Source organism: Agrobacterium tumefaciens (assembly GCF_013318015.2).
Classification (GTDB): domain Bacteria; phylum Pseudomonadota; class Alphaproteobacteria; order Rhizobiales; family Rhizobiaceae; genus Agrobacterium; species Agrobacterium tumefaciens.
Genome location: NZ_CP115842.1, coordinates 828,263 through 846,544, shown reverse-complemented (window position 1 = coordinate 846,544; position 18,282 = coordinate 828,263). Strand labels below are relative to the sequence as shown.

18 protein-coding genes are annotated in these 18,282 nt (G+C 59.7%); 9 read left to right on the top strand and 9 right to left on the bottom strand.

From position 1 onward, the window contains the following. Positions 1 to 3: 3 nt before the first annotated feature. On the bottom strand, positions 4 to 1,236 hold the full coding sequence (locus G6L97_RS17325; RefSeq protein ID WP_065704405.1) for an ROK family transcriptional regulator: 1,233 nt from the start codon (positions 1,234 to 1,236) through the stop codon (positions 4 to 6). A 242-nt stretch (positions 1,237 to 1,478) separates the two neighbouring features. Here G6L97_RS17325 and xylF point away from each other — a divergent pair, with 242 nt between their 5' ends. The 3 genes from xylF to G6L97_RS17310 all read left to right on the top strand — a co-directional run bounded on the left by xylF (position 1,479) and on the right by G6L97_RS17310 (position 4,714). Continuing rightward, positions 1,479 to 2,519 (top strand): D-xylose ABC transporter substrate-binding protein, encoded by a 1,041-nt coding sequence (gene xylF, locus G6L97_RS17320; protein ID WP_003511300.1) that lies wholly within the window; start codon positions 1,479 to 1,481, stop codon positions 2,517 to 2,519. A gap of 80 nt (positions 2,520 to 2,599) precedes the next feature. Then, positions 2,600 to 3,913 (top strand): sugar ABC transporter permease, encoded by a 1,314-nt coding sequence (locus tag G6L97_RS17315; protein ID WP_065662488.1) that lies wholly within the window; start codon positions 2,600 to 2,602, stop codon positions 3,911 to 3,913. Positions 3,914 to 3,931: 18 nt separating this feature from the next. Next, the gene (locus tag G6L97_RS17310; protein ID WP_003511297.1) at positions 3,932 to 4,714 is read left to right on the top strand and encodes an ATP-binding cassette domain-containing protein; all 783 of its coding nucleotides are present in this window, start codon (positions 3,932 to 3,934) and stop codon (positions 4,712 to 4,714) included. A gap of 200 nt (positions 4,715 to 4,914) precedes the next feature. Here the strand turns inward: G6L97_RS17310 and G6L97_RS17305 are convergent, their stop codons facing one another. The 7 genes from G6L97_RS17305 to G6L97_RS17275 form a co-directional block, all read right to left on the bottom strand. Next, positions 4,915 to 5,148, bottom strand: coding sequence for a hypothetical protein (locus G6L97_RS17305; protein ID WP_013761765.1), 234 nt, complete (start codon positions 5,146 to 5,148; stop codon positions 4,915 to 4,917). Between the two features lie 94 nt (positions 5,149 to 5,242). Continuing rightward, complete coding sequence (locus tag G6L97_RS17300; protein ID WP_025595440.1) at positions 5,243 to 5,680, bottom strand: helix-turn-helix domain-containing protein; 438 nt, start codon at positions 5,678 to 5,680, stop codon at positions 5,243 to 5,245. Between the two features lie 69 nt (positions 5,681 to 5,749). Then, entirely contained in the window at positions 5,750 to 6,955 is a 1,206-nt protein-coding gene (locus G6L97_RS17295; RefSeq protein ID WP_065704403.1) for a hypothetical protein, read from the bottom strand. Then, a complete protein-coding gene (locus tag G6L97_RS17290) occupies positions 6,952 to 7,665 on the bottom strand; it encodes a TfuA-like protein (protein ID WP_019564847.1) in 714 nt (237 codons plus the stop codon). The genes G6L97_RS17295 and G6L97_RS17290 overlap by 4 nt, the downstream gene beginning before the upstream one ends. Then, complete coding sequence (locus tag G6L97_RS17285) at positions 7,665 to 8,861, bottom strand: YcaO-like family protein (RefSeq protein ID WP_035202507.1); 1,197 nt, start codon at positions 8,859 to 8,861, stop codon at positions 7,665 to 7,667. Before G6L97_RS17285 ends, G6L97_RS17290 begins: the two co-directional genes overlap by 1 nt. 37 nt (positions 8,862 to 8,898) lie before the next feature. Next, entirely contained in the window at positions 8,899 to 9,327 is a 429-nt protein-coding gene (locus G6L97_RS17280; RefSeq protein WP_003511290.1) for a hypothetical protein, read from the bottom strand. 8 nt (positions 9,328 to 9,335) lie between these two features. Continuing rightward, positions 9,336 to 11,288, bottom strand: a complete 1,953-nt coding sequence (locus G6L97_RS17275) for a BTAD domain-containing putative transcriptional regulator (protein WP_019564845.1) — start codon at positions 11,286 to 11,288, stop codon at positions 9,336 to 9,338. A 173-nt stretch (positions 11,289 to 11,461) separates the two neighbouring features. Here G6L97_RS17275 and G6L97_RS17270 point away from each other — a divergent pair, with 173 nt between their 5' ends. Beyond that, positions 11,462 to 11,947 (top strand): hypothetical protein, encoded by a 486-nt coding sequence (locus G6L97_RS17270; RefSeq protein WP_065704399.1) that lies wholly within the window; start codon positions 11,462 to 11,464, stop codon positions 11,945 to 11,947. Between the two features lie 188 nt (positions 11,948 to 12,135). Next, complete coding sequence (locus G6L97_RS17265) at positions 12,136 to 12,459, top strand: hypothetical protein (protein WP_162632817.1); 324 nt, start codon at positions 12,136 to 12,138, stop codon at positions 12,457 to 12,459. Positions 12,460 to 12,488: 29 nt separating this feature from the next. Here G6L97_RS17265 and G6L97_RS17260 read toward each other — a convergent pair whose 3' ends face one another. Continuing rightward, complete coding sequence (locus G6L97_RS17260; protein WP_065662492.1) at positions 12,489 to 13,628, bottom strand: ROK family transcriptional regulator; 1,140 nt, start codon at positions 13,626 to 13,628, stop codon at positions 12,489 to 12,491. A gap of 94 nt (positions 13,629 to 13,722) precedes the next feature. On the opposite strand from G6L97_RS17260, the gene G6L97_RS17255 reads away from it, so the two are divergent. From G6L97_RS17255 to G6L97_RS17240, 4 genes are all read left to right on the top strand, one after another. Continuing rightward, on the top strand, positions 13,723 to 15,096 hold the full coding sequence (locus G6L97_RS17255) for an ABC transporter substrate-binding protein (RefSeq protein WP_065704394.1): 1,374 nt from the start codon (positions 13,723 to 13,725) through the stop codon (positions 15,094 to 15,096). Positions 15,097 to 15,163: 67 nt separating this feature from the next. Beyond that, complete coding sequence (locus G6L97_RS17250) at positions 15,164 to 16,075, top strand: carbohydrate ABC transporter permease (protein WP_019564841.1); 912 nt, start codon at positions 15,164 to 15,166, stop codon at positions 16,073 to 16,075. Then, positions 16,075 to 17,163 carry a carbohydrate ABC transporter permease gene (locus tag G6L97_RS17245; RefSeq protein WP_065704392.1) on the top strand — a complete coding sequence of 363 codons (1,089 nt, stop codon included), beginning with the start codon at positions 16,075 to 16,077 and terminating at the stop codon, positions 17,161 to 17,163. Before G6L97_RS17250 ends, G6L97_RS17245 begins: the two co-directional genes overlap by 1 nt. Before the next feature lie 5 nt (positions 17,164 to 17,168). Further along, positions 17,169 to 18,281, top strand: coding sequence for an ABC transporter ATP-binding protein (locus tag G6L97_RS17240; protein WP_019564839.1), 1,113 nt, complete (start codon positions 17,169 to 17,171; stop codon positions 18,279 to 18,281). Position 18,282: the final 1 nt, after the last annotated feature.

Here is an 18,282-nt window from a genome sequence, read left to right as displayed (position 1 = left end):
CCGTCAGTTCCCCGAGTTCCTTGCCGCTCTTTCAGGGCCATCGGCGCTCAATATATAGTCGTCGGCGGCGGACAGAGCGTGTTCCATATGCCCTTCGAACACCAGTTCCGGTTCGTTGGGCGCGATGCCGATTTTTGGCATTCCGCCGAAGCGGACCGACTGCGATTGCGCAAGGCCATCGTGAAGGCCGATTTCCAGAAGATCGAAATAGCGTGTGCCGGGGCCAGTGATGAAGACCGGCATATGGCCGTGCAGGCTGAACAGACGTGAAAGGCCGTTGCCGAGTGCAAGCCCGGCTGTGCGGAAGGCAAGCCGCGCCATGCGCCCGCCGGCGCGGGCGGAAGCGGCGATCTTGTCCACTTCGGCAATCGGCACGAATTTTGCCGGTTCCGCCTGCGGCGGGGCCTCGAATGCCGAACGCAGGATTGCATAAAACCCTGAATAGGCCTCGATACAGCCTCTGGTGCCGCAGCGGCAAAGGGCGCCATCGGCCAGATGCAGCATATGTCCGAAATTGGGGGCGCTAACCTCTATCCCTCCACCCGCGGCGCGGGCAATGCCGAGGCCAATGCTGTGGCCGAGCGATAGGGTGACAAGTGCCTCCGGTTTCGGGCCGTCCTTTGCCTGCTCCTGCATCCAGATGGCTTTTGCGGCCAGCAGCGTTTCGTTGTTCAGCGTCACGCGGATGCGGCCGTCCTGAGAAATGAGCTGCTGGAAATCTATCTTTTCGGTGCCGAGCACCGGCGACCAGACGAGCACCGCCGCTGCCGCGTCCACAAGCCCCTTGCTGCTGATCGACACCTGGAGAATGTCGTGCCGGTCGATGCGCGAACGGTCCGCAAGCCGTGCAAGGCCGGAGAGGATCGAGTCGCCGAACGACCCTTTTTCAGCCGTGATCCTCTGCTCGGTGAAGCGGTCCACCAGCTTGCCGGCATAGTCGACCAACGAATATTGCACGCTGTCGGACGAAATGATGACGATGGCGACGTGGCAGAAAGCACCATCAGGCCCAAAGAGGATGCGCGGCCGCCCGCGCCCGGCGGCGGCTAGCTGCTCTTTGCGCAGGATTAGGCCGGCCCGCTCGAGTTCCATGGTGATTGCGGAAACGGTGGCGGAGGCAAGCCCGGTGAAGGAGGACATGTCCGTATGGGATAGGCTGCCATGAAGGCGCAGCGCTGCCATCACCGACAGGCTGTTTTTCTGGCGCACCAGTTCCGTGCTTGCAATGGCGGACATGGGCTGGGGTATGCTCCCTGAACGGCTTTTTTCCTGTCGTGCTTATCCCCTCTGATGGCGCACGCCACGAGCAAGATCAAGGCACCCGGATGCTGCCCGCAGCCGTTGTTGACAGCATGGGGAATCTCTGACATTAATTTTCTCGACTGTCGAGAAAATTGTGAAATCACAGAGCCCGACAGCTTTTTCCGGGCGTTTTCCCTGCATGGAGGTGCAGGCTTCGCCCTTACCGGGAGGACATCATGAATTCGTTTGCCAAGCTTTTGGCGGGTACAGCTGTACTCGTTTCCCTGCACACCGCAGCCATTGCTGCTGATCTCGTCGTTGGCGTTTCCTGGTCCAATTTCCAGGAAGAGCGCTGGAAGACGGATGAGGCGGCAATCAAGGCAGCTCTCGACAAGGCCGGTGCGAAGTATATTTCCGCCGATGCGCAGTCGTCCGCCGCAAAACAGCTGACTGACGTGGAATCGCTGATTTCCCAGGGCGCCAATGCGTTGATCATTCTTGCGCAGGACAGCGACGCGATTGGCCCGGCCGTTGAAAAGGCCGTCGCTGAAGGTATTCCGGTGGTGGGTTACGACCGCCTGATCGAAAACAAGAACGCCTTCTACATCACTTTCGACAACAAGGAAGTCGGTCGCCTTCAGGCCGCCGAAGTCTTCAAGGTCAAGCCGGAAGGCAACTACGTCTTCATCAAGGGTTCGTCTTCCGATCCGAATGCGGACTTTCTTTTTGCCGGACAGCAGGAAGTTCTGAAGGCCGCTGTCGACGCGGGCAAGATCAAGAATGTCGGCGAAGCCTATACCGATGGCTGGAAGCCGGAAAATGCCCAGAAGAACATGGAGCAGTTCCTGACCAAGAATAACAACAAGGTCGATGCGGTCGTCGCCTCGAACGACGGAACGGCCGGTGGCGCAATTGCCGCTCTTGCCGCGCAGGGCCTCGCAGGTTCTGTTCCTGTATCCGGTCAGGATGCGGACTTCGCCGCGCTCAACCGCGTAGCGCTCGGCACGCAGACGGTATCTGTCTGGAAGGATAGCCGCGAACTCGGCAAGGAAGCTGCCGGCATCGCGCTGGAACTTGCGGGCGGCAAGAAGATGACGGAAATCAAGGGCGTTGCCGCTTTTGATGGCGGTCCGAAAAAAGTGACGATGCAGTCAGTCTTCCTCAAGCCCATCGCCATTACCAAGGACAATCTGAACGTCGTCATCGACGCCGGCTGGATCAAGAAGGAAACGGCCTGCCAGGGTGTAAAGGCCGGATCCGTCAAGGCCTGCAACTGAGACCGCTAGGTTGATGTTTGGGCGCCGCGCCACTGATACGTGGCGCGGCGCCTTTCAGATGTAAGGAGGACCGGCAGGCCATGGCCGACATGACACAATCCAATTCCACAGCGTCCCCCAAGACGGAAAAGACGGGCTCGATTTCGCGTTTCATCAGTGCCACGGAGCTTGATACCCGGCTGCTCGGCATGGTCGGCGCGCTTCTTCTGATCTGGATCGGTTTCCATATTCTTTCGGGCGGGCTGTTCCTGACGCCGAGAAACCTCTGGAACCTCTCCGTCCAGACCGCTTCTGTCGCGGTGATGGCGACAGGCATGGTGCTTGTCATCGTTACCCGCAACATCGATCTGTCGGTCGGGTCGATCCTCGGTTTTTCCGGCATGATCATGGGTGTCATGCAGGCGGAAATCCTGCCGCAGCTCCTCGGCTTTGAACATTGGGCGACATGGATCGTCACGCTTCTGGTCGGCATTTTCGTCGGCGGAGCGATCGGCATGCTGCAGGGCTCGATCATCGCCTTCCTGAACGTGCCGTCCTTCATCGTCACGCTTGGCGGTCTGCTGGTCTGGCGCGGTGGCACATGGTTCGTCACCAGCGGCCGCACCGTGGCGCCGATGGATTCCACCTTCCGCCTGATGGGTGGCGGCACCAGCGGCTCGATCGGCGCGACATGGAGCTGGATCGCAGCCATTGCCGCCTGCGTCGCCATTGTCGCGGCAATCCTGAATTCCCGCCACCAGCGTCGCCGTTTCGGTTTTCCGCTGCGGCCCGTCTGGGCGGAATATTTCCTGGTGGCACTTGGCTGCGTCGTCGTCGTCGGTTTCGTAGCTGTCGTCAACAGCTATCCCTGGCCGGTCAACATTGCCCGCAACTATGCCGATGCCAATGGCATTACCTGGCCGGATGGTGGTCTGTTCATTCCGCACGGCATTGCCATTCCGGTGCTGATGGCGCTTGCCGTCGGTGCTGTCATGACCTTCATCGCGACGCGGCTGCGCTTCGGACGCTATGTGTTCGCAATCGGCGGCAACCCGGAGGCGGCGGAACTCGCCGGCATCAAGACCCGCTGGGTCACGGTCAAGATATTCACGCTGATGGGCGTTCTATGCGCCATCGCTGCGGCAATCTCGACTGCCCGCCTCAACGCGGCCACCAATGCCCAGGGTGAACTGGATGAACTTTATACGATCGCGGCGGCGGTCATCGGCGGCACGTCGCTCGCCGGCGGCGTCGGCACCATAGCGGGCGCGATGCTCGGCGCGCTCGTCATGCAATCGCTGCAATCCGGCATGGTGCTTGTGGGCATCGATACGCCCTTTCAGCGCATCGTCGTCGGTGTGGTTCTGGTCGTCGCCGTCTGGCTCGACACCATCTACCGCGCCCGCGCCAAGTAAGAACCGAGGAGAACCCCAATGACGGAACAAGTCACGCCCCTCGTGGAAATGCGCAATATTTCCATTTCCTTCGGTGGTATCCATGCGGTGGAAAACGCCTCTGTCGATCTTTTCCCAGGTGAGGTTGTGGCCCTTCTTGGCCACAACGGCGCCGGCAAATCGACGCTCATCAAGATATTGTCCGGTGCATACCGGCGGGATGGGGGCGACATCCTCATCAACGGCGAGGATGCGGATATCCGCAATCCCCGCGACGCCAAGAAATACGGCATCGAAACCATCTACCAGACGCTGGCGGTGGCGGATAATGTCGATGCGGCGGCCAATCTTTATCTCGGCCGCGAGCTGAAGACGAAATGGGGAACATTGGATGATGTCGCCATGGAAGCTTCGGCCCGCGAGGTCATGGGGCGTCTCAACCCCAATTTCCGGCGGTTCAAGGAGCCGGTGAAGGCGCTTTCCGGTGGCCAGCGGCAGTCCGTGGCAATCGCCCGCGCCATTCTGTTCGATGCCCGCATCCTCATCATGGACGAACCGACGGCAGCACTCGGGCCGCAGGAAACGGCACAGGTCGGCGATCTCGTCAAGGAACTGAAACGGCAGGGCATCGGCATCTTCCTCATCAGCCACGATATCCATGACGTCTTCGATCTCGCCGACCGGGTGTTCGTCATGAAAAACGGCAAGGTGGTCGGCCATGCCCGCACGGAAGATGTGACGAAGGACGAGGTCCTCGGCATGATTATTCTGGGCAAGGTGCCGCCGGGTGCTGTGGCGGGTCCGGGCGCGGTCGTTGCCTGACGACAGAATTCTGTCGTCTTTACTTCCACTACAAATCGAGGCCCGGTAAAAACCGGGCCTCGACAAATGCTGGGAACAAAAGTTCTTGGAGTTGACTAAAAAATATATGCGTCCGGTGTGTTTCAGCCCAGCCGGAACCGCAGACGAAAAATGTCTGCGGCTCTGCGCAATTGCAGACGCGGTCGTTAAAAAGCGGTGTTTTAATGGAGTTCGGCGTGTGCGAAACCGCTGCCGTTCATTTCTGCGCCAGCCGGTAGCGAGCCATGCTGATTGATGTCCTGGGCCAGCGACAGCAATGCCATTTCCAGGAAATAGGTCGACATCCCCAGTTCCAGAGATTTGGAGCGCTGGCAAAGATAGGAAACCATCCGCCCGAGCGCCAGAATCTCGTCTGCATTGTCCTGTTCAAGTATTGCTGCGGTAGACGCCACCATGATTCCCTCTCGACAGTCGACAGTATGAAAACGCGTTGATCCCGCGTTGTTCATTTTCGACCACATCGAGCGTCACGCGAGCGTCACACCTGCGTCAATCGTCGCTCTTGTTTTCCGGCGCGCCGTTATTTTCCGCCGCTTCGGTAGCCGCAAGCGATGTCACGAGGGCAACGATGCTCTTGCGCACGGTTGCGCTCTTGATTCGGGCAAAGGCCTGATTGAGCGAAAATCCTTCATTCGACGCAACGAAAGACTGCATGGCATTGATCGTGCCAAGGGCGGGATTGGCGTTTCCGACATCCGGCGTCGCATTGGCGAACAAAGAGCTGACATCGACGCCGAGAACCGATGCAATGGCTTGCAAACGGGACGCGCCGACGCGATTGGCACCCTTTTCGTATTTCTGGACCTGCTGGAAGGTAATGCCCAACCGGCCCGCCAGCGCGCTTTGACTCATGCCGAGCGACTTGCGGCGCATTCGGATTTGTGTACCCACATGCACATCGATCGGGCTGGGTAGTTTGGCCTGCATCATGAACTCCTCCAGTTGTGAGGTTCTTAAATTGGATATTTATCAATTAATATTGTTGAAGGTAGACATTCAACACAATTTCCACGGGTATTGTGAGGTGTTACTGATAAAGTAAGGCTGTTTTCCGTCGGTATGCTGTGCTGGTTGACGGTTTATCACCTTTGTTGCACATCGCAATGCCCCGTTTCTGCTGGCAAAATGGCTCCAGCCGGCCACGCCGATGGCGTGAAAGCCCAGTCTTTCCCAAATTTTCCTGTTCTCTCGGTCGAAACCGTCGAGCGTTTCCGCATCACCGAAATGGGGAACCCAGACGAATGGCTTCTCTTGGTCGGAGCGCACGATATTTTCAACAAGCACGTTGTTATAAAGCCGAGGCAGGCATTTGTTGGTGTCGATGGTGGGTAAAACCGGAATGGGATTTCGCAGGATTGCGAAGCCCTGCTGTGCCAGCAATAGAACGGAGGCATCCAGTTTACGTTTCAAATCCATCGCATTACGGGCGTTGCATTCATGGGCCACCGGATCGGCAACCAGCAATAGCGGGTGGCCATCGCGTCTTAGACCTGTGACCGAAACGAACTGGTCGACGTGGAAACCGCATTGGTGGATTTTTCCGAAGGTGATCGCCGGAGGCGACGTGTTTGCCGAGGTAAGAGCGATTGAGGCCGAGGCATTGCCGAGGTCTTCCGGCCGATATCCGAAACTGCCCAGGGTTCTGTAGTCGAGTGCCTGAACCCGCTGCCATTGTTGCGGCCGTTCGGTTGCCGCATTGTTTGCCATACCCCTGTCGTCCTGCAGGCTGGAATGGCCCACCAATCGAAAGTCCGGCCCGACCAGCTGGTTACCGCCCGGCAAAGTGACATGCGAAGCGTTGGCGGCAAGCCCGAGACGATTGGCGAGCTCGCCAGTGACGGCGCTTTCCGATGCACAAAGCAGTTCGGTTGCGATCCCATCAGCAGTCCGAACGTGGAACACGTCCTGTATCCACGGGTGCGAAACGCTGCTGGTTGCATCGAGCGGTAACAGTTCTGCGGTGCAGGTGGCTGCCAGCCTGCTGAGCCAGCTTTCAGCGGAGGCGAGACAGGGGCCATCGATAAGAACAAGGGCCGTGACGTCGGAAGGCAGAGCCGAAAGCAGGTTTCCGATCGGGATGAGCGGAGAGACGCCCCCTTCAGCCCTGTCACCCGCAAAAAACGCGGCGGGCAAGGCAAGCGCGATTGTCCGGATCAGTCCTCCGCAGTCGGGCAGCAGAGACGGGTGCGGGGCAGCGGTCAAGACGCTTTTTCTCCCGCCGTCTGCCGCGTGGCCAATTGCTGGAAAAATACCGTGTTCTGTAATTTCCACGATTGCGGCGGCGGGGATGGCAATTCTCCGCTGCCAAGCAGGCCTAAAAGCCGGGCCGCATCGTTGCGTTTGGCGGAAACCGCGTTTCCGGCCAGAAAATTTGCGGTCTCGAGGTTGAGGTTTGCCTCAGTTGCCATTGCACGCCATGTCCTGCGGTTAAAATGCAGCTTGCGGGCGGCGTTCAGCAAGGCGTCGTGTTCCTCTGGGGCGATAGCGGCGCGACACGCTTCGAGCGTCGCTTCGGCATCGACAAGCGCGATTGTAAGCGGGCGGTAGTCGAGTTCGCCGGGCGCGTGGCTGACTGCCACATCGGCGTCGGAAAAACGCAGCCCGTCCCGATAGGCTTCAAAGATTTCGCCGATGCCGATCATGCCGAAGGCCGCGCATTCCGCCGCTCTTAGCGCGCCCATGCTGGCGGCACCGAGAACAGTGACGCCGCCTGACAGCGCGAACAGGATTTCCTTGTGCCACACGGCGGCGCAGTCACCGTAGAGGCCGTCGATCAGCCCGATTGTCCGGGCACCCTGCTTTACCGCGTCGAAAATGTCGCCGCAGGCAGCCGGGCCACGAAGATCGAGGCCGGAAATCTGCGCGGGTGCGATGCCGTGGATGGACGGGCCTGCAAAAACCACCGGCTTCATCAAAGGCCTCCGAGGTTCAGGAACCGGTCGAGCGTGCGCTGGGATATACGTTGAAGGCCACCACCGGCAGGGGTGAGGCCGCTTGCCAGAACCCGGACGACATGCAGACCGGATACGCCCGTTTCCAGCGCAAAGACATAGATGTCGTCGATCCCGGCGGCGAAAAGATGCTCTGCAAGCTGACGCCACGGCGGTAGAGCCGGATCGCTATTCGCAAAATCGAGACTGGCCGGGATCCGGTCCATTGGCCACACCTCGGATGCCGCCGGTCCCGCCGCAAACATATCCCGCTGGTAGCGCAAAGGAGAGAGATCGTCCCTCGCGCCGCTGATGTCAGTCAGTCGCGACTGGATCGCCTCCAGCAGCGCGGCAATTGCCGCGTCATAGGTGCCAAACCGGCACGCTGCGCCGGCAGCGCTGCGGGTGGCAAGTCCGTCCTGCGCGTGGATTGACCGTGGCAGGCTCGCCATGACTACAGGCACGCCGAGCGTATTGGTGAGATCAAAGAAGCGGGGCGGCAGTCCGATATGTGAAAGGTGTTGAACAAGAGCATCGAAGGATGTGTCGACACCCATCGGCAACACGACCGGTTCCGGCGCGATATTGCGGGTTTCGAAGGTATCGACGAGAAAGCAGGCGTCGTTTTCGATGAGTTCGAGCAAGGCGTGCAGAACCGCGTGGTCATGGTCGAAACCCGCCGCAAGACCTTGCGAACTCATGAGAAAGGCCTGCCGGTCCCAGGGGAAATCCGCGCGAAAATCCATGCCCACCAGCTCATAGGGGGCAAAAACCTCCAGCTGCTGGCGTATGGATGTTCCCTTCACCCAGGCGCGTTCGTTTCGCAGATCAAGAGTGTCCGGGTCGACCCGGCCGATCGTTTCGAAAGGAACGAGAGGGGCGCCCTTGTCCCGCATCTCACGAATGGAGCCGAAAGTGGTGATATGTTTGCGGGTGTCTTCGGCGACGGCACCTTCGATCGCTTCCATGATCGCGGAAAGCCGTGCCTGCTCCGCGACAAGCCCCTTGCCCTGGGAGACCGACAGTCCGCGTGAATTGGGCCGCGTCGCGAACCAGACGGGTATGCCGATAATATCGAGACCGGTCACGTCTCCGACGCGGGTAATCCCGAACCGCCGAAGCAGTTCGGGATCGAAGAACGAAGCGTCCGGATGCCCTAAAGCCGCTGTCGCTGGAATATGTGCGCCGTCAGCGGTCAAGGCTGCGGGGGCGCAATCAAGGCGCCGCGTTGGTGTCGTCGGCAAGGATGGCGTCGAACAGTTCGCCGGTGACGGAACCCGCCGGACCAACAGCCTTCAGGGCCGATTCGATCGGCGCCTGCACCATGCGGTTGAAATCCCAGCCGGCGTCGATCACTTCGCCGACAAAGGCGAAATCGGCCTCGGAAACGACAGCGCCGCCGGCGACGAGGGCTTCGATGCCCTGGATCTGGACCTGATCCAGCTCGTTTTCGGGCTGGCCGTCCTGACGAACGAGCATGGATTTTGCTGCCGCAGCAACGCGCGCGTAACCGTCCACACCGGGATGGCTGGCTTCATAGGCGGCAATCGTCTCATGCGAGACGGACGCAACCCTGAGCGGCGCCGTGCGAATGAAGAGAACGCCGAAACCCTTTTTTCCGACAATAAAGAAGTGCGAGGACATAATAACTCCTATTTGATCCCAGCTAATCGAAGTGCGTTATAGAATTTTTCATTCGCTACCGGGTCTCGGTCTGGGGACAGGCTGCTGATTTCCCTCGCCGTCATACCCGGATAGTTTTCCTGAAGCCTGCTGCCGGTTTCCCGGGCAGCGTCCAAATCACCGTGGAGCGCGTGGCTCGCGGTCAAGACGCGCAATGCCGGCTCGTCATTTTCCATGCGCGCGCACAGTTCTACTGCCGCGCCGTAATCCTCACGCTTGAACGCGATGCTGGCGCCCGCCCACCAGTAGATGTCGGGTGCGAGCGGATTGAGGTCGATGGCTTGCTGAAACTTTTCCCATGCGGTTTCGGCATCGCCGAAATGGGCGAGCGCATCGGCATGCTGGAGCAAAAGGTCGGCGGAGTTGGGCGCAAGCGCCTCCGCTTCGAAGAACCTTTCGGCGGATATGTCGAAATCCCGCTGGTAGAGCGCCACGACGGCGCACATCCAGTGGCCGACGCCAAGAGCGGGATCGATTTCGACGGAGGCGTCTGCCTCCGCCTTGGCGCGGTGCAGCAGGTGGGGGTCGTTGCCGCCCAGCATCAGCCATTCCAGCTGCAGGCTCTGCGCCACGCGGGCGCGGGCAACCGCCATGCTGTTATCCAGATCGACCGCCTTGCGGAACATCGAGCGTGCTCTTCGAAGAAGCGGCAGGTCGCACTTGCCGCGCAGAAGCTGCTGGCCCTCCAGCAATTGCCGGTAGGCCTCGCCGCTGTGGTTGCGGTCTGGTTCCACCTGAAGCCGCTCGATCTCGCGGGCAAGCCCCGCGGCCACCTGTTTGGACAGCAGTCGAAAAGCGGCGTGAATATGCCGCGCGGTCAGCACAACCTCCAGCGACCAGACGATTTCTCCGGTCGCTTCCTCGATCAGCGCTACCGACATGCGGGCATCGTCGAAAACCGTGGAGACGATGCGGTAATCCGCCCGCAACATTGCATAACTGTCGTCGGTCCGGTCGTGTGTCGCTACAAAGGTGCTGTGCGTCGAAAGAACGGTGAAGGTCCGGTATCGAACGAGACTATTGGCGACATCCTCGACAAAGGCACTCATCACCGGCGATACCGCAAGCCCGTCCACCCGCACCGGACGGCTGAAGGCGACGCGTGGTTTTGCCATCGGTTTTCGGCGGCTACCCTCATCCGGTTCGGCGGGGGATACTATCGTCGAGGCCAGACTTTGTATCCGCCGTCGAAGCGCCACTGTCTCGGCCTCCGGAGGTCGGTCCTCCTGGCGGAGCTGTTCCATCAGAAGCTGGAAAATTCCCTCGCAGGCGCTGGTGTTTCCCACCCGCGCATAGGCCGCCATGGCGGCGCGGTAGGTTTCCTCGCGCTCCGGCTCGATCTTCAGCGCGCATTCGGCAAGCGATGCGATGTTGTTCGAACTGGCGCGGCCGAACCGCGTCAACTCCTCCAGAAGCGGTGTATAGCTTGAAAAGAACAGGTCCTTGAGACGGCGTCGCTCAGACAGCAGCCAGAGATAAAGGTGGTCCTGCCCAGCCTCCAGCCCCTCCAGCAGATCGCCGCCGAATTCGAGCAGGGCTTGCAGCCTCTGCATCGGGTCTTCTGCTCTCGCGCCGGCAAGAAAGATCGCAAGGTCGGTCCGCTGCGCCAGCTTTCCGGCCTTCAGGTCGTTCCCTTCTGTCAGAAGGATGGCATCGTCATCGCTCGACAGCTTCTGGAGGCGCAGGATCAGCTGCCGCAAATTGCCCAGTGCCCTTTTTTGCTCGACGTTTTCCCATAACAGCGATGCGGCCTGCTGGCGGGAAAGGGACTGATTGGGAGCAAGGATCAGGGCGGCAGTGAGGGCAAAGCCCTTGGACGGGAAAAACGCTTGCCGCACCGCATCGCAGCGCGGGGTGCCAAAAAGCCGGATCGGTATCAGTTCAGCGTTCCCAGCCAATTTCGTTCCCTCATGAATCACCATCTAACAATGTGTCCGGGAAATTGAAAGTCATCATTGGCGTTCCATTTGACGCTGGTGTGACGCCGCTTGCCTATTGTCGTGAATAGAGGCGCGGGCGACGGGCGGAAAACAGCAATCATGCATCAGGCAGGCATCGGGAATTTTCGAAATTGATAGCGTTTAACGGAAGCTACATGGCGTTCGAGCCGCGTACTGAACCTTACCAGCGTGCCGACGACGTCGGTTATGCGGTGTGTGAGTTCATGTGGTTCAAAGGGCGCCCGTTCTATCCGGTCTCGGCGCTGGCCCATGCGAAGGTTGCCCATGCCAGACTGTCGGCATGCGACGACGAAGATGAGGACAATCTCGATATTATTTTCCGCATGCCATTTGCAGCCGGCGGGCATTTTTTCGAGATCGTGCTGCGCTCCAACGAAGGCACTTCTTACGGTGGCTGGCTGTGGGGAGAAGAGCTGGAAATACTGAACGAGGTCGTCAACGGCTATCGCGTTCTGGCGGGGAAGTTCGAAGACAGGCGGATCCGGTTTGAATATTCCAAGCGGTCTCATCGCTACCGGACAGCCGAACCGCTGCCGGTCGAGAAATCCGTCTTCCTGATCCAGCGAGAGGTAAGGCCTTACGCGGGAAGGCACGATTTGCCGGGAAGCCCGGCACGTTAATGGCGGGGCTGATGCCGATGCGTTTCCGGGGGAGCGCAAGAGCGTGGGGCGAGAAGGGGTTCAACTGGCGCGGCGCGTATTGCGCGCATCGCAAATATGCCCGGTAAAGCCAAGGCTTTGTCGGGAGCAGCAGGTGAATTTTTTTATTTTTATTGTGTGGAAGATTTGTGATGCCCAATGGAGGTAACATGCGTAACAGGCGGGTGTCATCACAGCTATTAGCGGTGAGTTGCGCCTCGGGTGACGACGTGCTTTCCCTTGACGGGAGCGCCAACGACGACCCGCGTCCATCAGTTGCGAACGACAGGCTTTATGTCGTGGGCGAGCCGGTTTCCAGGAAGGTGCTGAGATCTCGCCCGCCGGAGAACCGGGTTGAGGAAGAGGCTTTTCGCGTGGCGGAAATCAGCAATACCGTCATCGATGTCGATATCAGGCTTGCAAAATGGGCCTGGGCCGTGCTGGTGATCGGGCATTGCTGGCTGATCTATTTCATGGTGACCAATCTCGGCTGAGGCCTCCCCCGGGACATGCGCTCCGGCCTTTAACGCACTTCTCCGACGCCGTGCAGGATCATCGCCGCCGCACCGAAGGCCACGGGGTCTGTCGCAACCACATCCGGCAGCTGGATTTTCGGCTGTATCACCTTTGCGCCGTCGAACGGGTCCGAGCGTTCGTAATCCAGCCATTCCGCCAGCCGCTGTCGTACGATCCTTGGTAAGGTGCCGCCGACAAAGATTGCCGTGGGCGCCAGAACGGCGCTGACAGCGAAGGCGAGGCGCGCAACCTCCGGTCCCGCCCGTTCCAGCCACGCCTCAAACACGGCGGAGTTGCGCAAGAGGTAATCCGTCCAGACCTCGGGTGCGCGCCCCGAGGGTTTTTCTCCCACATGCTCCACGCACCATGCCGCCAGGTCTTCGAAGGAGGGCCGCGAAGTGCTGCGGCCGCGCAAGGCGCCGATCTCGCCGGCATTGCCGAGATAACCGCGATAAAGCTCATTTTTGATAATGATGCCGCCGCCGATCCCCTCGGACAGATAGAGATAAGCGAAATTTTCGTGTCCGTCCGCATTGCCAAGCGTCAGTTCACCCATGGCTGCGGCATTGGCATCATTTTCTATGATCACCGGACAACGCAGCGCCTCGCGCAGCATGGCGGAAAGGTCAGACCCGGCCCAGGAAATAACCTCTTCGGCAAGATCGAGCGACATGGCTTCCTTGCGAAAGCGGGTCGGCATTGCAATGGCCGCGCCGATCAGTTGGCTCCTGTTGATCGCATTTTTCGTCAGTAGTTCTTCGGATCCGTCCTGAAGCGCCCGTTGGACATCGGAAAACGCGTCATAGGAGCCGCGCATCTGCAATTCTCCAACGATCTCTCCGCCAAAATTCAACAGCGTCAACATCACCGAATAACGGTTGGCGTGCGCACCAAGGGCGTAACCGACAGTTTTTTTGAGCGTGAGGTCGATATGGGGTGCGCCACGGCCTTCCTGCCGGCGTGCACCTTCCTCGATGATACCGCGTTCAAGCAGATTGCGCGTCATCATGCTCACGGCAGCCGGCGTTATGCTGCAATAGTCGGCAAGCTCGACCCGCGAGGCCGAACCCTTGCGCCTGATATATCCCAGAAGCGCACCCTGTGTTGCGCCAATGCCTGCCAACCCGCCCTGCCGTCTCTCAGTCAAAGTTTCACTCTCCCGCGCTTTACCTGGGGAAATGTCATGAAGCTGTTAATTAAGCAACTTAATTAAATAATCAGTTTCAACGGGAATGGATCACATGTTCAAGTCTCTCACCCTGATGGCCACGGTTGCCCTCGGCGCGCTTTTGCCGGCTGTCGCCTTTGCCGAAGACATCAACATCAAGCTCTGGACGCTAGCCGACAAGAATGCGCCCGGTCGCGTCACCAACATCGAAGCTGCCGCCGGCATCATGAACGCGCAGTTCAAGGCAGCAGGCGTCGACAAACGCGTCGTCATCGACATCAACAACAGCGCCGTGCAGGGCTGGGACTCCTTCGCGCTCGATACGCTGAAGGCGTTTTCGGTGGGGCAGGGGCCGGATATCTACATCCTGCCGCATGAATGGATCGGCCAGTTCGCGCAGGACGGCTATGCCATGCCGATGGAAGACAAGATCGCCACTGCTCCCTGGGTCTATGGCGATATCCTGCCGGTTCTGTGGAATTCGGCCAAGGCGACGGACGGAAAGATTTACGGCATTCCGCAGGACGCGGAAATCCGCATGTTCTTCTACAACAAGGACATGCTGCGCAAGATCGGCAAGGACGAAGCCTTCATCGAAGGCCTTCCGGCCAAGGTCGACGCCGGCGAATTCACGCTCGACGATCTGACGACCCTGTCGAAGGAAGTGGTAGACGGCAAGGCCGCACAATACGGCATGCTGCACCGCCCGAATGTCGGTATCGACTATCTGATGGTGTTCCAGTCCTATGGCGTGAAGTTCATGGACGAAAAGACCGGCAAGCTGATGTTCCCCAAGGCCGAAATGGCCAAGGCGCTCGGCTGGTATGAGCGCAATGCCAAGGAAGGCGTGACGCCCGTCGACAATACCGCCATGAGCTGGGAGGCGATCCAGACGGCCTTCAAGCAGGAAAAGGCCTTCATCTTCCATCAGGGTGTCTGGGCGGTTGCCTGGCAGGTGGGTGACAAGAACGGCGCGACCTGGCCGACAGACGGCAAGGGATACTTCAACAAGATCGGCTGGATTTCCGCTCCGGCAGCCGAAAAAGGCGGCAAGCCGGCCAACCTGTCGCACCCGCTGCTCTACACCCTCAATCCGAAGAGTGCCAATGCCGATATCGCCGCCGATCTCGTGGCGCTTGCGACATTGCCCTATTTCAACAACGAACACGCGGTGACATCCTATCATACGGCCATCAGCAACGCCCAGACGGCCATGCCGAAATACCGCGATAACTGGGTACTCTCCGCTGCTTCGCCGATGATGAAATACGCGCAGTTTGTGCCCAACCACACCAAGTTCGGCAGCTACAACAAGGTGCTGTTCAGCGGTCTGCAAGCGGTTGAGACCGGCAAGATGACGGCCGCGCAGGCGGTCGATTTCATCGCCGACGAGCTTGAGCTGCAATTTGGCGCAGAGATCGAAATCCGCGACGCCGCAAGCAACTGAGTTTGCCCGAAACCATGCCGCCCGGTTCTGCCGGGCGGCTTTTCCGCGTTCCCACCGGTATATCGTAATGTCTCAATTTCAGCTTCGGGCGCGTCGCCCGGCCCGGCCGATCTTTTATCTGGCTCCGGCTCTCGCCTTGCTTGGCCTGTTCTTTCTTGCCCCGATCGTCGTCAATCTGGTGATCGCCTTTACCGATATGGGCGCAAACCTGAGGGTGGGCAAATTCACGGTCGAGAATTTCCAGCGCATGTTTCAGCGCGACGTGCGCCTGCCGATGGTGTTGCTGACGACGCTGATCTATGTCGGCGCAACGCTGTTCATCTTCAATATCGGGCTTGGCGCGCTTCTGGCCGTAACGACCACGGCGATACCGGACCGGCTAGGCAACTTTTTTCGCGGCCTCTGGCTGCTGCCGCGCATGAGCCCCGCCGTGCTTTACGGCGTGCTGTGGATATGGATCGCCGATCCGACGTCTTCCGGCCTGCTCAACCAGTTTCTTGGCGCGCTCGGCGCACCCGCTCTCAACCTGCGCAACGACTTTCCGCTGTTTCTGGTGGTGGTGGCGAACGGTGTCGTCGGCGCGTCTTTCGCCATGGTCATCCTCACATCGGCCATCCGCTCCATACCGTCGCATCTGGCCAATGCCGCGCGCGTCGATGGCGCCAGCGAATGGGGTGTGCTTCGCCATGTCGTCGCACCCGCGCTCTCGGCACCGATCCGTTTCATCACGCTCTATCAGGCGCTCTCACTGATGACGACCTATGAATATATCCTGCTCATCACCGGCGGTGGGCCTGTCTACGATTCCACGACCTATCCGCTTTATATCTACCGGCGCGCCTTCGAAAACGGCGCCTATGCCTATGGTGCTGCACTTGCGCTTGGCCTGATGGCGATAGGCGTTGCCATCACCCTCATTCAATGGCGCATCAGCAATATGCGCTCGACTTTTGCTCCCGCCAAAATCGAGGTGCTGTGATGACGCTCGCCCACACCCACTCGCATGCCCACAGCAGGTGTGCCCTTGATCTGAAGCCGGACTGGACGCGTCTTGAAAGGCGCAGCCTTGCCCATCGCGCCGGTTTCGTTCCCGTCATTCTTGTGTTCCTGACGGTGGTTTCGGTGCCGGTTCTCCTGCCCTACCTGTGGCTGCTGGTGAAGTCGCTTACGACTTCCGACGACAATCTCAGCCGACTTGTGCTGTGGCGCAGCGGCGCAATCGCCGCTTTTGCCTATGGCGGGGCGATAGCAGTTGCGCTTCTTTCCGCGCGCCTGCGCAATCCCGCGCTGCTATGGCTGGCATTTGGTGCCGTGGTCGCGGCGCTCGTCTTCGCGCTGGTGCTGCCGCATCTGACTATCGACAACTACAGTTTCCTCTGGAGCCGCGATATCGAGAAAACCGGCACCACGCGCATGGCGCTGATGCCGTCCGTCTGGACCGCCATGCGCAGTTCACTGCTGTTTGCCGCTTCCCAGACGCTGATCGTCGCGCTGGTCGCCACGCCGGCCGCCTATGCGCTGTCGCGCTTCACCTTCGCCGGGCGTGAAAACGTGCTGCGCGGGCTTTTGCTGCTGCATGCCTTTCCGGCGCTCGCGCTCACCGTCGCGATCTTCGTGCAACTGCATTACATGGGCCTGCTCAACAATCTCTTCGGCGTCGTGCTGGTCATGAGTGCGCTTGAGCTGCCGTTTGCAATTTTTGTTCTCAAGGGCTTTTTCGATAACGTTCCCTGGGACATCGAAATGAGCGCCGTCACCGATGGCGCGACCCGCTTCCAAGCCTTTCGCATGGTGGTTCTGCCGCAGGTAAGAAGCGGGCTGATCGCGGTTGCCACCTTCACCTTTCTGCGTGGCTGGGAAGAATATGTCTTCGTCCAGACCCTGCTCATCGAAAAAAGCCAGATGACGATGAGCCTCTATCTCTTCTTCGTGGCACAGGACAGCGCCGGCGTGAACTACGGCATGATCGCTGCCGTAGGCATCATCTATCTGTTGCCTGTGCTGATCATTTACATCTTCACGCAGAAATACATCACCCAGATGAGTTTCGGCGGGATCAAAGGATAATCGCCATGGCCAGGATCACCCTCGACAATGTCACCAAAAGCTGGGGCGACACCCGCGTTCTGCAACCGATGACCCTCTCCATCGAAGACGGCGAATTCGTCGCCGTTCTCGGGCCGTCCGGATGCGGAAAGTCGACCACGCTTTTCCTGCTCGCCGGGCTCTACGCGCCGACCGCGGGTCAGATTTCTTTCGACGGCCACAACGTCAATCGCATCGATGCGCGCGACCGCAATGTCGGCATCGTCTTCCAGTCTTATGCACTTTATCCCAACCTGACAGTGCGGCAGAACATCGCCTTTCCGTTGCGTTTCAAGAATGTTCCGCGTGAGGAGGCAGCGCGACGGGTGGAGGAGGCGGCAAGCCTCGTGCAGATCAGCGCGTTGCTCGACCGACGGCCCTCGCAGCTTTCCGGCGGCCAGCAGCAGCGTGTGGCGCTTGCCCGCGCGCTGGTCAAGGAACCGAACATCCTGCTACTGGACGAGCCGCTTTCCAATCTCGATGCGACCCTGCGCATCACCATGCGCGCCGAGCTGAAAAGCCTGCAGAAGCGCCTGAAGATCACCACGCTGATCGTCACCCATGACCAGATCGAGGCGATCACCATGGCGGACAGGATCATTTGCATGAACAACGGCGCCATTGCCCAGATCGGCACGCCCGATGATCTTTATCGCAGGCCCGACAATCTGTTCGTGGCCGGTTTCATCGGCACGCCGCCAATGAATCTCTTGAAAGGATGGGCGCAGGGCGGGCAGTTGCAGATTGGCGATGCCCTGCTCGACCTCAATGCCCGCTGTGACGGCGAAGTCACCTTTGGCCTGCGCCCGGAAGATATCGCCCTCGTCACATCGTCCGAGGCGCGGCTTGAGGGGCAGGTTACCACCGTCGAGCCCATGGGGCGCGAGGTATTCTACACGATCGATACGCCCGCAGGCATGATCCACGCGCTCGAATATGGCGAGACGATACGCCACGCGCCGGGAGATCGTGTCGGGATCAGCTGCAAATCGGCGCTGACGCTCGTGTTCGATGCCGCCGGTAACCGCATCGCCGGGCTGCATGCCGATCTTTCCCACCATTCGACTATTCCGGCGCGTGAACCGGAAGCCGTAAACTGAC

Excerpts from the sequence above, each read along its gene's own strand:
- G6L97_RS17240 (WP_019564839.1), top strand. The coding sequence starts at position 17,169 with ATGGCCAGGATCACCCTCGACAATGTCACCAAAAGCTGGGGCGACACC.
- G6L97_RS17255 (WP_065704394.1), top strand. The coding sequence starts at position 13,723 with ATGTTCAAGTCTCTCACCCTGATGGCCACGGTTGCCCTCGGCGCGCTT.
- G6L97_RS17300 (WP_025595440.1), bottom strand. The coding sequence starts at position 5,680 with ATGCAGGCCAAACTACCCAGCCCGATCGATGTGCATGTGGGTACACAA.
- G6L97_RS17250 (WP_019564841.1), top strand. The coding sequence starts at position 15,164 with ATGTCTCAATTTCAGCTTCGGGCGCGTCGCCCGGCCCGGCCGATCTTT.
- G6L97_RS17290 (WP_019564847.1), bottom strand. The coding sequence starts at position 7,665 with ATGAAGCCGGTGGTTTTTGCAGGCCCGTCCATCCACGGCATCGCACCC.
- G6L97_RS17305 (WP_013761765.1), bottom strand. The coding sequence starts at position 5,148 with ATGGTGGCGTCTACCGCAGCAATACTTGAACAGGACAATGCAGACGAG.
- G6L97_RS17310 (WP_003511297.1), top strand. The coding sequence starts at position 3,932 with ATGACGGAACAAGTCACGCCCCTCGTGGAAATGCGCAATATTTCCATT.
- G6L97_RS17280 (WP_003511290.1), bottom strand. The coding sequence starts at position 9,327 with ATGTCCTCGCACTTCTTTATTGTCGGAAAAAAGGGTTTCGGCGTTCTC.
- G6L97_RS17325 (WP_065704405.1), bottom strand. The coding sequence starts at position 1,236 with ATGTCCGCCATTGCAAGCACGGAACTGGTGCGCCAGAAAAACAGCCTG.
- G6L97_RS17245 (WP_065704392.1), top strand. The coding sequence starts at position 16,075 with ATGACGCTCGCCCACACCCACTCGCATGCCCACAGCAGGTGTGCCCTT.
- G6L97_RS17265 (WP_162632817.1), top strand. The coding sequence starts at position 12,136 with ATGCGTAACAGGCGGGTGTCATCACAGCTATTAGCGGTGAGTTGCGCC.
- G6L97_RS17270 (WP_065704399.1), top strand. The coding sequence starts at position 11,462 with ATGGCGTTCGAGCCGCGTACTGAACCTTACCAGCGTGCCGACGACGTC.
- G6L97_RS17275 (WP_019564845.1), bottom strand. The coding sequence starts at position 11,288 with ATGGTGATTCATGAGGGAACGAAATTGGCTGGGAACGCTGAACTGATA.
- G6L97_RS17315 (WP_065662488.1), top strand. The coding sequence starts at position 2,600 with ATGGCCGACATGACACAATCCAATTCCACAGCGTCCCCCAAGACGGAA.
- xylF (WP_003511300.1), top strand. The coding sequence starts at position 1,479 with ATGAATTCGTTTGCCAAGCTTTTGGCGGGTACAGCTGTACTCGTTTCC.